The sequence below is a fragment of the Streptomyces sp. CNT372 genome, from assembly GCF_000377145.1.
On the sequence record NZ_KB897782.1, the window covers coordinates 147,018 to 162,703 of the forward strand.

Here is a 15,686-nt window from a genome sequence, read left to right on the forward strand (position 1 = left end):
CGGCCAGAGTGATGCGCCCGGGACCAGATTGAGCGTTCGTGAATCACCGCGGAGCGAGGACTCCAGGCCGAGCACGTCTGTGCTCAGACCAGGTCCTTGGCACGCTCGAGCAGTGTGGCCGTGGGCGGGTACTTCCTGTGGACCTGCAGCCGACTGCGCATCACACGAAGCCGGCGCGTCGCCCGGGCGGAGCACAGGGCGGGATAGACCGAAACGAACTCGCCCCAGTGCCCAAGGGCGGCGTCCAGGTGTCCGGCGCCCAGGAGCGTTTCCGCCAGGCTCGCGCGGGTGAGGCAGCTCGCCCGCCGCTCCACAGGTGTGCGTAGCCGCAAGGACGTGTTGAGGGCCGACACGGCTGCAGGCGTGTCTCCGAGGGCCATGAAGACCTGTGCACGCTGATAGTGCAACGCCCCGGGCGGATAGGTCGTGAAAGCCCCCGGGCTCGAGTCGGCCTGATCGTACAGCCGCTCCGTCCTCGCGAGTTCGGCCAGTGCCGCGCGTCGATCGTGATGCGCCTTTATGACACTCAGCTGCGCCCGTGCGTAGACCTCCGTGATCGGCTGGGCCCGGCCGGCGGCCGCCACCGATCGCTCCATGAGGTGAAGAACGGCGCCACCGTGATGTCCCAACTCATAGGCGTGAGTGGCCATCAGCCGCAACGCGATGGCGAGCATGCCGTGGTCCGCCGCCTCCGCGGCCAGCTCGGCCGCAATGCGTTGATAGTGCTGCGCGAGCGCGTGGTCGCCATCGTCCATGCTCATCGCACCAAGCAGAAGCACGAGCTGAGCGGCGGTGGAATGCAGTCGCCGTGACGTCTCGTCCCCCGCCTGAACACGCAGCCAGCGTGAGACGTCGTGAGCCAGATAGGCAGCGAGGGCGGACCGGACGCTGCCTCCACCGTGGCACTCCGCGGCTTCGGCGAACATCGTCACCATGGCCCCCATCTGCACCACCTGGGCGTCCGCCCGCACAGCGGGACTCGACAGGGTCTTCTTGCGCTGCCCCGCCGATTCAGCGACGGGAATGGACAACGCGGAGAGGCTGTAGGACCTTTCCCTGGGGAGCGCGCTGCTGCCCGGATCGAGTTCGGCCCGGGTGAGGAGGGCCAGCCTCGACACCGGGTCCATCCCTGAACTGTGATTGAGTGCGGGAAGCACGGATGGTGCCCGCGTCAGCCCGGCTTCCTGTGCGGTGACCGGCCTGTTCAGCCGTCGCGTCAGCGCTTCCAGCAGAAAGGTCGGCGTCGGAGGGCGCGGCTGGTGGCCCGCCAGCCACCGGGATACGGTGGAGCGGTCACATGTGAGGTTCTGTTCGTGCTCGGCCGCTACGGCGACTATCAATCGAGCGAATTGGGAGTTGCTCAGGCCCGCAGCTCGCAGAAGCAGGCGTAATTGCTCATTCGGCGCTCTAGTCACGGTCATCCACTCCACTACCCGAGACGTTCATGAAAGAGCACGCCACCAAACTGCCGGGCCCTTTGGTCTCGCCTCTCCCTGACACCGCGGAAATTGGACTCCAGCACCAACCTGGCTGAGGTGCGACGGCAGGCGAGCCGGTAAGGGGTGCGCGTACTCTTCAGTAGTCAACTGCCCGCCGAATGAGGTTCCATGCGCCGGGAAGGTGGCGTGAGTTCGCCCTCCCGGTTCCGATCGGGTGGACGGCTGCCGGATCGCGGAATCGCGCCAGTGACTGACCCCTCAGTCAGCGCCCGGATGCGCCGGACGTGACGGATGCAATGGATGTGGCGAAGGGTGTCGGTCAGCAGCTCATGGCGTTCTCCTCCGGGACGGAGCGGACGTGCGGGCCGTCACCGACGTAGCCTCGGACCACGTACGGCCGACAGCCGGCGCAGCGGAAGAAGCCCCGGGTCCCAGCGGTGAGTTGCTGCGCTTCTCGCCCAGGTGCGACCGGTGACCTGGTCCGAGCGGATGCCGACCTGATCGGTGCAGGGAGTTCACAAAGGCGCAATCTTCACCGCATGTGCTGGACTGCCCACGACACTTACCGGGCCTCCGGTCGGCGGCGTCCTACTGTGATAGCCCGTAGGGACGGACAGCCCGGTTTTCGGGCAGTCGTCTGCTTTCCTTCCCCGTTCGATCGACTTCTTCGCCGGCCGGCAGCCGTAGCTTGCCGGGCCGCCGTCGAGAGAGCGCAGCGAGCGAGAGGCTCTCTTCTCGAGGTCTTCTCACTGCCGTGGCCGATCCTCAGTCATATGTGGAGAGTGATGTCGCATGTCCGATGAAAGTGCTGTCCGCGGATCGACTGACGTTGAGCGCGCACGCACGCCCTGGCATCTGGGGGTCGCTCTGGACGGAAACCGAAGGTGGGCCCGCATGCGCGGTTCTGCTTCGGCTGCGCTCGGGCATCGAGAGGCATTCTTCAAGATTCCTGACGTGCTCGACTGGTGCGGCAGCCGGGGAGTCGGAATAGTGAGTTTGTGGATGCTCTCCGACGACAACATAAAAAGGCGTTCACTGAATGAATTGAATGACATATTCGAAATCCAGGAAGAGGTGCTGGAACTCCTGGTGAGGGACGGTGAATGGAAAATACGTCACATAGGGCAGCGGGGTATCCTGCCCAGCCGTCTGGCTTCGCTCTTGAAAGAGGCGGAACGTGTGACGCGCGACCGTCCCGGCCTGTGCGTCAACCTCGCGATCGGCTACGGGGGCCGGGCTGAAATCATTGAGGCTGTACGGCTGATGCTGGCCGATGTGAAGGCGGGCACAGATCCCGACGTCGCGGCCAATCGGCTGCCGGAATACCTGTACACGGCTGGCCAGGCGGATGCCGACCTGATCATACGGCCGTCCGGAGAGATCCGCACCTCCGGGTTCCTGCTGTGGCAGTCCGCCCTGGCAGAGCTCTATTTCTGCGACAAGTACTGGCCCGACTTCTCGAAGGAAGACCTCGACCGGGCTCTGGATTCTTACGCCGCGAGGCATCGCCGCTACGGCGGATGAGGTTCCGCACACGTGTCGGTGCACTGACCCCGGATTCCCTCGCGGGCCGGATCCTGTTCGACGGCGAGAGCCATGTCAGCTCCTCGGCAAGTATTCACAACTCTCGTACAGACCCGGCAGAGAAAGGGAAGCAGTGTGACCGACTTGGACAGCCTCATTGAACGCTGGCAGGACGAGGAATCCGCCTCGATTGATTCCGTGATGCCCGGCGTTCTGAGCCGATTGGATTTGATCTTCCCGAATTCTTTGCGCGTACACCGGCATGAAGAATTCGACGACGAGGTGATCGACTGGGCGCTGCGTACCGGGATCTACGACGCCTCGACGGCTGCCGAACTGCGGGCGTTGCAGTGCGGCTGGGTCGTCCGGATGTGCACGCCCGGACTCAGCCGTCAGCAGAGGCTGCCTGTGGCGATGTACTTCGCGTGGATCACTGCCGTGGATGACGGGATGGCCGATCACGGGAAGAGCCTCCAGAACCTCAAGGAGAGCGCGACGCGGACGCTCCTCGGGCATGGGGGAGGTGAGCAAACTCCCACGGTGGCTGCCATGACAGACCTGCGGTCTTCCCTGCAGAGTCTGGGAAGGGAGGGGTTCATACCGGAGTTCGCCGCTCTGGTGAGCGAGAATATCGAGGCGTACCAGCGCAAGCAGCAACACATTCGAGAGGGTGTGCTGCCCGAGCCGGCCGGGTATCTTTCGATGAGGTCCGTCGACGGATCGACACACCCGATGATCGCACTCTCGCAGTGTTTTCGTTCCTCGGGCCCCACGTCTCCCGAAACGTCTGCGCTGCTGCGTGATATTGCGGCGCAGAGCGCCCAACTGGCCGCGATCGAGAACGATGTCGCGGGCTTCCCGGCAGATCTTGCGCGCCCGGAACCCGGAAATCTCGTGTTCTCGATCGCTCAGCACTGTCCGATCTCGCTCACGACGGCACTCCACGTCGCCCTCGGCATGATCGAGGGCCTGAAGAACAACCTGGACCGATTGATCTCAACGCTCGAGAAGACGCCGGATGTCGCAGACTCAGTGATATCTCAGGCGCAAGCTGCAGTCAGCTGGGTCGACGGAATGCACGTGTGGACCACCAGCGCGCCACGGTATGTGGAACCTGTGGCCGCCAAGAAGCACACCGTCCGCAGCATCGAGTAGAGGTCGATGTTCGTGGAGAGGTCCGGCCAACGAGCGGTGCAGCCGCAGGGCCGGGGTTGGCTGACGGACCGATCCGGACGATCGCCGGATACATCCGGCCCCAGGTCTCCCCGAACTCCGCGCACCCCGGCAGGCACCGCCCTCGACGCGGCCGGCGATGACGGCACGGTGTTCCCACACGTGGCAGGCGTTGTACCCGACGCCGTGGCGGTAGGCCCGAGCGGTCCGGTATGACGCTCGCTTGCACTGCGGCCGTCGTCGCCAATTCCGGTCACGCTCTCGAGAACGCCGGGAGACGGTGAAGGATGCCCCCTCTGGACGGGAATCCCCCGCCGGTGCTGCCGCCCCACGCCTGAGGCGGGGCGGCGAGGTCAGAGCGGGACGACCGTGGTCTCGGTCGCCTTGATGCCGGCCCAGACGGACACCCCGTCGGCGAGGCCGAGTTCGGCGGCGGCCTGCGGGGTGATCTCGGCGACGAGGTCGGGTGCGTCGTGGGAGGTCACGAGGACGCGGAGGCGGCTGCCGCTGGCGGTGATCTCGCGTACGGTGCCCGGCCAGACGTTGCGGGGGCTGCCGGTGGGCCGCTCCCGGTGGAGTGACACCGCTTCCGGCGCGACGATCGCGAGCGCCGGGGTGCCGGGCGGCGGGGGCTCGGCGGCGACGAGGACGCCGCCCCCGTCCAGGGCGACGCCGTCAGGGGTGGCGGTACCGGGCCAGGCGTTGCGGCCCAGCATCCGGGCCACCCACGGGGACCGGGGGTGGCGGGTGACCTCGGCGGGGGCGGCGTCCTGGAGGGCACGGCCGTCCTGGAGGACGAGGACGCGGTCGGCCAGCGAGACGGCCTCGACGGGGTCGTGGGTGACGATCAGGCAGACGCCGCCGAAGCCGGCCAGGTGCGTGCGCAGGGTGTGGCGGACATGGGCGCGGGTGGTCTGGTCGAGAGCGGCGAGCGGTTCGTCCAGGACCAGGAGACGGGGGCGGGCGGCGAGGGCGCGGGCGAGGGCGACCCGCTGGGCCTGGCCGCCGGAGAGCTGCGCGGGCTTGCGGTGCCCCAGGTGGCCGACGCCGAGGCGGTCGAGCCATGCCTGCGCCTCGCGGCGGGCCCCGGCGCGGTGGACGCCCTGGGCGCGGAGGCCGTAGGCCGTGTTGGCGAGGGCGGTCAGATGCGGGAACAGGGCGCCGTCCTGCGGGACCCAGGCGACACGGCGGCGGTGCGGGGGCAGTGCGGTGACGTCCGCGCCGCCGAGCCGGAGCTTCGCGTGGGCGCGGGGGGTGAGGCCGAGGAGGGCACGCAGCAGGGTGGTCTTCCCGGCGCCGTTCGGTCCCACGACGGCGATGGTGGTGCCGGGTTCGGCCGTCAGGACGAGACGGGTGAACCCGGTGACCTCGGCCTGGAGGGACCAGCGTTCGCCGGACGGGGCGGCAGGAGCGGCAGGAGCAGACCGGTCCAGGGGTTCGGCGACGGCCGGCTTCCTGACGGCCGGGTCCCTGACGTCCGGGTCTCCGACGTCCGGGACGGAGTCGGCGGTGGTACCGGTGACGGCGGCGCGTGCGCGTTCGCCCGGGGTGCCCGTCCAGCGCCCTCGCAGCGCCACGAGGACACCCATGGCGATGGCGAGGAGCAGCAGGGAGACGGAGGTCGCCGCCTCCGGTTCGTCCTGGAGGAGCAGATAGACCTGGAGCGGCAGGGTCTGGGTGGAGCCGGGCAGGTTGCCCGCGAAGGTGATGGTGGCGCCGAACTCGCCCAGCGCACGGGCCCAGGTGAGCGCCGCCCCGGCAAGGACACCGGGCGCCACCATGGGCAGGGTGACGGTGAAGAACACCCGGACCGGTGAGGCCCCGAGGGAGGCCGCCGTCTCCTCGTACCGGGGGCGGAGGCCGCCGAGCGCGCCCTCCAGGCTGATGACGAGGAAGGGCATGGCGACGAAGGTCGCCGCGATCACCGCGCCCGAGGTGTGGAACGGCAGGGTGATGCCGAAGGTGCCCTCCAGCCAGGGGCCGAGGAGTCCGCGACGGCCGAAGGCGAGGAGCAGCGCCACGCCCCCGACGGTCGGTGGCAGCACCATGGGCAGCAGCACCAGCGAGCGGACGAACGCCTTGCCGGGGAACGGCACCCGGGCGAGCAGCCAGGCCAGGGGGACGCCGAGGAGCAGGGAGAGTCCGAGCGCCCAGAAGGAGACGAGGAGCGAGAGCTTCAGCGCCTGGACGGTTCCGGGTGAGCGGAGGTGTCCGGCGAGTTCGCTCCACTCGGTGCGCACAAGGATGCCGATCAGCGGGAGGGCCAGGAAGGCCACCGCCAGGAGTGCGGGCAGAGCCAGGGCGATGGGCGGGCGAACGCCCGGGCTTCGTACGCCTGCTCGTTTCATCGAAGATCCTGGAGAGGTGTGGACGAGGAGCGGAGGGCCTGCCCGGTCCCCCGGTGCGGCGGGCAGTTCCTCCCGTCTGGGAGATTGCGGAACGCTACGGCTTCTGGAAGCCCGCGTCCTGAAGGATCTTCTGCCCCTCGGACGAGGAGAGCCAGGCGACGAACGCGGCCGCGGCCTCGGCGTTCTCGGAGTCCTTCAGGGAGGCGGCCGGGTACTCGGCGATGGCGTTCTGGTCGTCGGGGATGGCGACGGCGTGGACCTTGTCGCGGGCGCTCTCCGCGTCCGTCGTGTAGACGAGGCCGGCGTCGGCCTCGCCCAGCTCGACCTTGCTGAGCACGGCGCGCACACTGGGCTCCTGGGAGACCGGCTTCACCGTGACCTTCTGGGCGTCCAGGATCTGCTCGCTGTACTTGCCGGCGGGCACCTCGGGGGCCGCGAGGACGACCTTGCGCTTCGGGTCGGCGAGGTCCTGGAGGTCGTCGACCTTGTGCGGGTTGCCCTCGCCGGTGGCGATGACGAGGCGGTTCTTCGCGATGATCGCCGGGGTGTCGACCTCGGCCTTCACCTTGTCCATGCTCTTGGTGTCGGCGGTGACCAGGACGTCGGCGGGCGCCCCCTGGGAGACCTGGGCGACGAGTTCCTGCGAGCCGGCGAAGGAGAACGTCAGCCTGGTGCCGGGATGCGCCTTCTCGTAGACGGGGGCCGCCGTCTTGAACACGTCGGTGAGCGAGGCGGCCGCGAGGACGGTCAGGTTCGCGGGGGGCGCGGTGCCGGCGGAGCCGGTCGCGGTGGAACCGCCGGAGTCCTTCGTGGTGCCGTCGCTCGAAGTGCCGCCGCTCGAACAGGCGGCGAGGGGCACGAGCAGGGCGGCGGTGAGTACGGCGGAGGCGGTACGGCGTCCGGCGGGGGTGAAGGACATGACGTCTGGACTCCTGGACGAGGGACGGTGGTCGAGGGCAGAGGCCGGCCGCGCCGACGCCGGGGCGCGCGGGAGGCGGGGCGCACCGCGTGATGCGTACCGCGTGGTGCGTGATGCGTCCTGGGTGGCGTGTGGTGCATACCGCGTGGGGGGGGTGGTCAGGTGCGGTCGATGTGCACGCTGGTGGACTTCACGCGGGCGGTGGCCTGCATGCCGACTTCCAGTCCGAGTTCCTCCACGGCCTCCCGGGTGAGGAGGGAGACCAGCCGGTGCGGGCCGGCCTGGATGGTGACCTGGGCCGCGACGTCACCGAGCTTGATGGCCGTGACGATCCCGGGAAAAGCGTTGCGGGCCGAGGTGTACGGGGCGTCGCCTTCGTCGTCGCTCTGCGCGATCTCCACGGAGAACGCGGCGAGGGACTTGCCGTCGATGACGCGCCGCCCGCTCTCGTCGCGGTGGGTCGCGACCCGGCCCGCGTCCGCCCAGCGCCGCGCCGTGTCCGGGCTGACGCCCAGCAGCCGCGCGGCCTGCCCGATGGTGTAGGACTGCATATGCGACACCGTAGGCCGATTTCTCTCTCACTTGCAACAACACTGTGGGAGCCTCCATCGCGAATGAGAGGCCCTAGGAGGAAGCGACGAGGCGGGCGACCCCGCGGTCCCGTCAGCGGGCCTCGCCTGCCGGGTTCGCCACCGGGGGCCGTCGCCGGTGTACCCGCTTCCGTCCGCGCACCCCCAGGGCGAGTTGGCGTGGCGTCCACGATGTGTTGGCCCCGCGTCGCAGGGTGGCGCGGAACGGGGCGAAGGCCCGTGCGCCGCGCGTAGGTTCAGGGGGCCGGACTGCGGCGCGGGCCGGTGGCCGGGGTGGGCTCCACGGGGGTGGGCCCACGGCCCTCGGGCAGCGCCCGCGTCCGGTACGCCGTCCGGTACTCCGTCGGGGAGCACCCGTACGCGGTGCGGAAGGCGCGGGTGAACTCGGGCGCGCGCGGGAAGCCCCAGCGGGCGGCGACGACATGGACGGGCTCGGTGCCCGTCCGGGGGTTCGCCAGGTCGCGCCCGGCGCCGTCGAGTCGCCGGGCGCGGATGTAGGCGGCGACCGTCTCGCCGTTCCCCTCCTGCTGGAAGATCCGGTGCAGCTGGCTGAGGGAGATGTGGTGGGCGGCCGCGACGGTGGGCGGGCCGAGCCCCGGGTCGTGCAGGTTGCGGCGGATGAAGGCGGTGACGCGCCGGAACGTCACCTGCCGGCGGGTCTCCGGCGGCAGGGCCGCCTCGGACTCCAGGGTGTGGGCCACGAGGGCGGCGACGAGGTCGAGCACGACCGTGCCCAGGCGCGGCGCGTCGGCCGGTCGGAGGTGGTCGGCCTGCCGGTCCAGGCCCGTCAGGCAGTCCCGCAGCAGGGCGCCGATACCGTCCGCTCCGGGCAGGGCGCGGCCCAGCAGGGCGTTCATCCGGTGCGCGGGGAGCGGCAGCAGCGCCTTGGGGAAGTCCACGCCGACGCCCCGGACCAGGGCGCTGTCCTCGTCGCGGGCGGGGCCGAGGTCGTACGGGTGGGAGCTGTCGACCAGATGCAGGTCTCCCGGGCCGAAGGTGTCCGCCCGGCCGCCGTGGTCGAGGCCCAGCCCGCCGTCGAGGAGCAGGGAGAGGTGGTACAGCTCGGGGTCGGAGCGGCGCACCATCGCGGGGCCGCGCCGGTAGCGGGCCGGGAGGGAGGCCATCGGCCACACGGTCACCGGGCCGAGTTCCATCACCCGGCACTCCGCCCAGAAGGCGTCGGCGTGGGCGCTGCCCATGTCACTGGCGCGTGTCCGGCCCAGCAGTTCCCGCCAGTGCTCGAACCGGTCGCCCACCGGCACGTCCTCGCTGCGGAACACAGTCCCGATCATCGCGTCCTCGCTTCCGCCGTATCGCTTCCGGTCGCCGCCGAGGCGACCGGCCCGCCACGGCGACGCGGCATCCTCGCACACGAAGATCACGAAGATTACGGAGACCACGGAGATCACGGCGAGCCGTCCGGCGGGACAGGTACCGGGCCGGGTTCGGCCGGGGGCGCGGGGCGGGACGGGTACCGGGCCGGGTTCGGCCGGGGGCGCGGGGCGGGCCGGGCCGGGCCGGCTGGCGGCGGCCACGGGCGCTCGGCCCGGAGCGCTCGGCCGGTGCGGCTCGCGACTTACCCGCTCTGCGCGATCTGGATCAGGTTGCCGCAGGTGTCGTCCAGGACGGCGGTGGTGACCGGGCCCATGACCACGGGCTCCTGGGTGAAGTGGACCCCGAGGGCGCGCAGTCGTTCGAACTCGGCCGGGACGTCGTCGACGGCGAAGGAGGCGGCCGGGATGCCGTCCGCGACGAGGGCCGTGCGGTACGGACCGACGGCCGGGTGGTGGGCGGGCTCCAGCAGGAGTTCGGTGCCGTCGGGGGCGTCCGGCGAGACGACGGTGAGCCAGCGGTCGGTGCCTCCCACCGGCACGTCCTGCTTCTTCACGAAGCCCAGCACCTCGGTGTAGAAGCGCAGGGCCTTCGCCTGGTCGTCGACGAAGACGCTGGTCAGATGGATTTTCATGGGGTGCTCTCCGAGAGGTGGGGCCTGAGCCACCGGGTCGCGATGTGCTCCAGGGGGGTGGTGTCCAAGTCGTGGTACTTGTAGCGGCCCTCGCGCCGCGTACGCACCAGGCCCGCGGACTCGAGGACGGCGAGATGCTGGCTGACGGCCTGGCGGGACAGGCCCAGGCCGTGCTTCATCGCCAGCCGCCCGCATATCTCGAACAGGGTCTGGCCGTCCCGTTCCACGAGTTCGTCGAGGATCCGCCGACGCGTCGGGTCGGCGAGCGCCTTGAAGACGTCCTCCGCCATGGGCTCACCATAGGCAAGTGTTCGCTTGCCTATCAAGTCAGCCGCGACGGGACACGCCGCACCCCGGGTCGACCCGGGCGAAGAGGGAGCCCACCCGCCGGGCAGCCCCAAGGTGCGGCGGGTGCGCGCTAAGGAGCGGCGGGTGCGCGCAGCCCGTGCAGCAGGACGTCGACGGCGAGGTCGAGCGCCTCGTCGAGCGGGGTGTCGTCGAGCAGGGACCCCAGGGCGAGGGTCGCGAGGCCGTGCACGGCCGAGAAGGCGACCTGGGCGAGGCGGTGCGGGTCGCCCGGGCGGAACAGGCCCTCGCGCTGGCCCTGTTCGACCAGCGCGGCGGCGAGGCGCAGGCTCTCATGGCCGAGTTCACGCAGGCAGGACGCCGGGTCCTGTTCGGTCTTGGCGGCGAACATCAGCCCCAGCAGGGCGGGGCGCTCGACGGCGAAGCCGACGTAGGCGCGGGCCGCCGCGGTCATCCGTGCCTCGGTGCCGCCGGGGGCGCCCGCCGCCTCGGACAGGCGCCGGTTGAGTTCGGTGAAGCCGTCGACGGCCAGGGCGTCCAGTAGCGCCCGCCGGTCCCGGAAGTGGCGGGACGGCGCCGCGTGGCTCACCCCGAGGTCGCGGGCGAGGGCGCGCAGGGAGAGTCCGTCGGGGCCCGACTCGCCGAGGACGGCCGCCGCCCGTTCCAGCAGCGCGGCACGGAGATTGCCGTGATGGTAGGTGGTGTCGGCGGTGTCGGCCACGGCCGGTCCTCTCATGTTGTCATTGACTACAATGATGTCATTGCCTACATTCATGATGACGCACACCCGAGAACGGAGTGGTTCACCATGCCCATGATCTACCGGGGAACGGTCGCCCTGATCACCGGAGCCAGTTCCGGCCTGGGCGCCGAGTTCGCCCGCCAGTGGGCCCGCCGCGGCGCCGACGTCGTGCTCGTGGCACGGCGCGCGGACCGACTGGAGTCCCTGCGCGCGGAGCTGGAGGCACAGCACGGTGTCACGGCGCACACGGTGGCGGCGGATCTCGCCGAGCCGGGCGCCGCGGCCGGACTGAAGGCGGAGCTGGACCGCAGGGGCATCGCCGTGCAGACGCTGGTGAACAACGCCGGTTTCGGGAGCTACGGGCCCTTCGCCGAGGAGGACCCGGACGAGGTCGGCCGGATGGTCGCGCTGAACTGCGGGGCGGTCGTCGAGCTGACCCGGGCCTTCCTGCCCGCGATGGCCGCCGACGGCCGCGGGGCACTGGTCACGGTCGCCAGCACCGCCGCGTACCAGCCCACGCCGGGCATGGCCCTCTACGGGGCGACCAAGGCGTTCGTCCTGAGCTTCACCGAGGCGGTCGCCTACGAGACCCGCCGCTCCCCGCTGCGGGTGCTGGCACTCTCGCCCGGGCCGGTGGGCACCGAGTTCTTCGAGGTCGTCGGCAGCGAGCAGGCGAAGGTCGGCCGGCTCGCGACGCCCGAGGAGGTGGTGACGACCGCCCGGCGCGCGCTGGAGCGGCGGAGCGCCCCGCCGAGCACGGTCGCGGGGCTGGGCAATCGCCTCTCCGCCCTCGGAGCACGGCTCGCCCCGCGCCGGATGACACTCGCCGTGGCGGGGCGGGCGCTCAAGGCGTGACATGACAGGACGGGGGTACTGAGGCGGCCGCGAGCGGGCGTACGCGCCGGCCAGGGAGCGGGGGAGGTACGCCGAGAGCCGGCGGGCGCCGACGCCGCCGGTGACCAGCAGGAGCGCGATGCCGCGTTCGCCGGCGAGCGGGAGGCCGGGGCTCACGGGCGCGGACGGACGGAGCCCGGACGGCCGGACACCCGGTGGGTGGTGGACCCGGGTCCACCACCCACCGGGTGCGGAAGCGCGCCACGGCGCCCCGGCGCTACCCCGGCCGGACCGTCACCGGCTCGGTGCCGGTGCGGCTGTGCCGTTCCGCCCAGGTCTCCAGCGCGGTGCGGCAGGCGTGGTCGAGGTGGTGGACATGGGCGAGGTCCAGTTCCACCGGCCGGTCCCGGGGCAGGGCCTCCAGGCTGTCCAGGATCTTCGGGAGCCGCAGGAAGGTCGCGTTCCCCGAGAGGTGGACCTGGACGGGCCCGGCGCCCTTGTCGACGACCTCCAGGCGGACGTGGGACGCCTCCCAGGCGGTCTTGCACACGGCGAGCGCGAGCCCGATGAGGACGCCCTCGAACATGCTGACGGCCACGATGGACACGGCGGTGGCCACCAGGATCAGGGCCTCGCCGCGCTGGTCGCGCCAGAGGGCGCGCAGGGAGCCGACGGGGACCAGCTTGGCGCCCGAGTAGACCAGGATGCCCGCGAGGGCGGGGATCGGGATCCAGGCGAGCGCCGCGGGGAACAGGGCCGCGAAGAGGAGCAGCCAGACGCCGTGCAGCACCCGGGACGCCTTGGTGCGCGCCCCGGCCTGGACGTTGGCGGCGCTGCGGACGATCACCGCGGTCAGGGGCAGCGCACCGAGGACGCCGCAGACCGCGTTGCCCGTGCCCTGGGCGACGAGTTCCCTGTCGTACTGGGTGCGGGGCCCGTCGTGCAGGCGGTCCACCGCGGCGGCGCTGAACAGGGACTCGGCGGACGCGATCAGGGTGAAGGCGACGATCGTGCCGAGGAGTCCGATCCCGGCGAGTTCCCCGAAGGCGCTGAGCGGCGGCGGCTGCAGGGAGCCGAGGAGGCCCTGCACCTCGACGGTGGCCACCGGCAGCCCGGCGGCGAGGGCGACGGCGGTGGCCAGGCCGACCGCCGCGAGCGGGCCGGGCACGGTGCGCAGCACCCGGGGTGCCCGCTTCCACAGGACGAGGACGGCGATGGTGCCGGCGCCGACCGCGAGGGAGGCGAGGGCCTCGGCGCTGCCGGCCGCGCCGAGGAGCGCTCCGGGCAGGCCGGCGAGTTTGCCGATACCGGAGGCGGGGGCGTCGGCGGCGGTCATCGCGTACAACTGGCCGGCGATCAGGACGAGTCCGATGCCGGCGAGCATGCCCTCGACGACGGAGACGGAGATCGCCCGGAAGTACCGCCCGAGCCGGAGGGTGCCCATCAGGATCTGGAGCAGCCCGGTGGCGAGGACGATCACACCGAGGAGGGGGAGGCCGAACTCGCGGACGGCCTCGAAGACGAGGACGGTCATCCCGGCCGCCGGTCCGGAGACCTGGAGGCTGCTGCCGCGCATCAGGCCGGTGACGATGCCGCCGACGATGCCGGTGACCAGGCCGAGTTCGGCGGGGACGCCGGAGGCGACGGCCACGCCGACGCAGAGCGGCAGGGCGACGAGGAAGACGACGAGGGAGGCGGCGAAGTCCTGCCGCCAGGTGGACCGGTCGGTGGGGGTGGCGGGGGTCGTCATCGCGGTCCTCACAGCGCCTCGAAGGTGTCGGTCGTGCCGTCGTGGGCGAGGACGGCGCCGGTGTGGACCTCGTAGTACCAGCCGTGCAGGGTGAGCCGGCCCGCGTTCAGGCCGCTCGCGACGCAGGGGTAGGAGCGCAGCCGGAGAAGCTGGGCGAGGACGTGGTTCTGCACGCCCTCGGCGACGGCCGGGTCCGCTTCGCCGCCGGTGGGGCGGGGGTCGGCACCGGCGAGCCAGCTCCGGACGGCGGGGACGGCGGTGAGGTCGTCGCCGCGCACCAGGGCGCCGACGGCCCCGCAGTGGGAGTGGCCGCAGACGACGATGTCGCGGACGCCGAGGACCTCGACGGCGTACTCGACGGTGGCCGCCTCGCTGGACGGCCGTTCGGGAGCGTACGGGGGGACGATGTTGCCCGCGGTGCGCAGCTCGAAGAGCTGGCCGGGGCGGGCCCCGGTGATCAGAGCGGGCACCACTCGCGAGTCGGAGCAGGTGATGAACAGGACCTGGGGGGACTGGCCTGCGGCGAGCTCCGCGAACTCCTCAGGGCGCGGTCCGAAACGACGGGCGTTGTCGATGAGGGGCTGCATGGCGTGTGTGTTCCTCCTGGCGCGCCGGCGGGGCGCGTCGGGCCGTCATGGCGGTGTGCGGGGGGACTGACCGATCTTTGGCCGATGCCTTACCGGGGGTGTGCGCGGATGCGAAGGCCGGAGCGGCCCGGGGAGGCCGGCCGGCGGCGGAGGCGACACCACGAAGCCCAGCCAGGGCATCGCACCTCCCACTTCCCCACCTCCTCGCACACGAAGGGGACCCTTTACGGGCACCAAGGATTGGTCAACAGATGGTCAAGGCGACTTTAACTGTGCAAAGACGTCGACGCGGCTAACGGAGCGTCACGAGCGGGAGAGCGCCCGAAAAGGATGGAAGGTTGGCGCGAATCGACGGGCGCGCGGGGGCGCGCACACCCCACTCGACCGGCGCGCATCACGGAGCGTCAGGCCTGGGCCAGAACCCGGTGGACGACGATCACACGATCACACGACGACCGGACACCCTGCTGACAAATTCTCTACCGAGGGGTAGGCCCCTGGACGCTCTTACTATACGGTCCGTCTAACAAGGCGCGGCATGCCCAGGAGAACGCCACGGAACGCACCACGGAAGGAGCCGACATGGCAGGCAGCACGGTCCGCCCGGAGGTCCACGGCGACCGGCCCGAGGAACCGGAGGTCGCCCGGCGGCTGCTCGACTCGTCCGCCACCCTGTCGTACGACCCCGCCGTGGAGGTCGACTGGGACACCCCGCTCGACAAGGAGTTCCACGGCACCAGCCCCGAGTGGAGCACCCTCTACGGGACCGCCTACTGGGCGGAGCTGACGGAGGCCCAGCGCAAGGAGCTGACGCGGCAGGAGGCCGCGTCCGTGGCGAGCACGGGGATCTGGTTCGAGATGATCCTCCAGCAGATGGTGCTGCGGGACATCTACGCCAAGGACCCGACGGGCGCCGAGTTCCAGTGGGCCCTGACCGAGATCGCCGAGGAGTGCCGGCACTCCATCATGTTCGCCCGCGGCGCGCAGAAGCTCGGCGCCCCGGCGTACCGCCCGCCCCGCCCGGTGCTCGAACTGGGCCGCGTCTTCAAGACCCTGGCCTTCGGCGAGGCCGCCTACGCGGCGATCCTGGTCGCCGAGGAGGTCCTCGACGTGATGCAGCGCGACTGGATGCGCGACGAGCGGGTGGTCCCGTTCGTGCGCACCATCAACAACATCCACGTCGTCGAGGAGTCCCGGCACATGAAGTTCGCCCGGGACGAGACGCGCAAGCGGCTGCGGGGCGCGGGCGCGCTGCGCCGCCGGATCAACGCCTTCGTGGTGGCCGTGGCCTCGTACTTCATCGTCACCAGCATGTGGAACAGGAACGTCTACGCCAACGCCGGGCTCGACCCCGAGCGGGCGCTCGCCGAGGCGCGGGCGAACGAGCACCACAAGTCCATGCTGCGGTCGAGCTGTTCGGGCCTGATGGACTTCCTCGCCTCGGCCGGCCTGCTGACCAAGCCCGCGCTGGTGTTCTACAAGCGCGCCCATCTGATCTGAACCGGGCA

The 15,686-nt window shown here is 71.1% G+C and carries 14 protein-coding genes; 4 read left to right on the forward strand and 10 right to left on the reverse strand.

The window, feature by feature from the left end; all coding sequences use genetic code 11:
* Positions 1 to 83: 83 nt before the first annotated feature.
* Positions 84 to 1,421: an NsdA family TPR-like regulatory protein gene (locus C593_RS0115780; RefSeq protein ID WP_037746063.1), complete on the reverse strand. Its 1,338-nt coding sequence runs from the start codon at positions 1,419 to 1,421 to the stop codon at positions 84 to 86.
* 810 nt (positions 1,422 to 2,231) lie between these two features.
* Here C593_RS0115780 and uppS point away from each other — a divergent pair.
* Both uppS and C593_RS0115790 read left to right on the forward strand, forming a co-directional pair.
* Positions 2,232 to 2,963 carry a polyprenyl diphosphate synthase gene (gene uppS / locus C593_RS0115785; RefSeq protein ID WP_026277735.1) on the forward strand — a complete coding sequence of 244 codons (732 nt, stop codon included), beginning with the start codon at positions 2,232 to 2,234 and terminating at the stop codon, positions 2,961 to 2,963.
* A gap of 135 nt (positions 2,964 to 3,098) precedes the next feature.
* Positions 3,099 to 4,118 (forward strand): terpene synthase family protein, encoded by a 1,020-nt coding sequence (locus C593_RS0115790; RefSeq protein ID WP_018848270.1) that lies wholly within the window; start codon positions 3,099 to 3,101, stop codon positions 4,116 to 4,118.
* A gap of 371 nt (positions 4,119 to 4,489) precedes the next feature.
* Here the strand turns inward: C593_RS0115790 and C593_RS0115795 are convergent, their stop codons facing one another.
* The 7 genes from C593_RS0115795 to C593_RS0115825 form a co-directional block, all read right to left on the reverse strand.
* Positions 4,490 to 6,484, reverse strand: coding sequence for an ABC transporter permease (locus C593_RS0115795; protein ID WP_026277736.1), 1,995 nt, complete (start codon positions 6,482 to 6,484; stop codon positions 4,490 to 4,492).
* Positions 6,485 to 6,578: 94 nt separating this feature from the next.
* Complete coding sequence (gene modA / locus C593_RS0115800) at positions 6,579 to 7,403, reverse strand: molybdate ABC transporter substrate-binding protein (protein WP_018848272.1); 825 nt, start codon at positions 7,401 to 7,403, stop codon at positions 6,579 to 6,581.
* 158 nt (positions 7,404 to 7,561) lie between these two features.
* Complete coding sequence (locus C593_RS0115805) at positions 7,562 to 7,954, reverse strand: helix-turn-helix transcriptional regulator (protein WP_018848273.1); 393 nt, start codon at positions 7,952 to 7,954, stop codon at positions 7,562 to 7,564.
* A 275-nt stretch (positions 7,955 to 8,229) separates the two neighbouring features.
* Entirely contained in the window at positions 8,230 to 9,285 is a 1,056-nt protein-coding gene (locus tag C593_RS0115810; RefSeq protein WP_051093713.1) for a helix-turn-helix domain-containing protein, read from the reverse strand.
* A 284-nt stretch (positions 9,286 to 9,569) separates the two neighbouring features.
* Positions 9,570 to 9,959: a VOC family protein gene (locus C593_RS0115815; protein WP_018848275.1), complete on the reverse strand. Its 390-nt coding sequence runs from the start codon at positions 9,957 to 9,959 to the stop codon at positions 9,570 to 9,572.
* Positions 9,956 to 10,249: a metalloregulator ArsR/SmtB family transcription factor gene (locus tag C593_RS0115820; RefSeq protein ID WP_018848276.1), complete on the reverse strand. Its 294-nt coding sequence runs from the start codon at positions 10,247 to 10,249 to the stop codon at positions 9,956 to 9,958. Before C593_RS0115820 ends, C593_RS0115815 begins: the two co-directional genes overlap by 4 nt.
* A gap of 128 nt (positions 10,250 to 10,377) precedes the next feature.
* Positions 10,378 to 10,986 carry a WHG domain-containing protein gene (locus C593_RS0115825; RefSeq protein ID WP_018848277.1) on the reverse strand — a complete coding sequence of 203 codons (609 nt, stop codon included), beginning with the start codon at positions 10,984 to 10,986 and terminating at the stop codon, positions 10,378 to 10,380.
* An 87-nt stretch (positions 10,987 to 11,073) separates the two neighbouring features.
* Here C593_RS0115825 and C593_RS0115830 point away from each other — a divergent pair, with 87 nt between their 5' ends.
* Positions 11,074 to 11,862 (forward strand): SDR family NAD(P)-dependent oxidoreductase, encoded by a 789-nt coding sequence (locus C593_RS0115830; RefSeq protein ID WP_018848278.1) that lies wholly within the window; start codon positions 11,074 to 11,076, stop codon positions 11,860 to 11,862.
* A gap of 256 nt (positions 11,863 to 12,118) precedes the next feature.
* Here the strand turns inward: C593_RS0115830 and C593_RS0115835 are convergent, their stop codons facing one another.
* Positions 12,119 to 13,591, reverse strand: a complete 1,473-nt coding sequence (locus C593_RS0115835; RefSeq protein WP_018848279.1) for a SulP family inorganic anion transporter — start codon at positions 13,589 to 13,591, stop codon at positions 12,119 to 12,121.
* An 8-nt stretch (positions 13,592 to 13,599) separates the two neighbouring features.
* Positions 13,600 to 14,178 (reverse strand): carbonic anhydrase, encoded by a 579-nt coding sequence (locus C593_RS0115840; protein ID WP_018848280.1) that lies wholly within the window; start codon positions 14,176 to 14,178, stop codon positions 13,600 to 13,602.
* A gap of 582 nt (positions 14,179 to 14,760) precedes the next feature.
* Here C593_RS0115840 and C593_RS0115845 point away from each other — a divergent pair.
* On the forward strand, positions 14,761 to 15,678 hold the full coding sequence (locus C593_RS0115845) for an AurF N-oxygenase family protein (protein WP_018848281.1): 918 nt from the start codon (positions 14,761 to 14,763) through the stop codon (positions 15,676 to 15,678).
* Positions 15,679 to 15,686 lie beyond the last annotated feature (8 nt).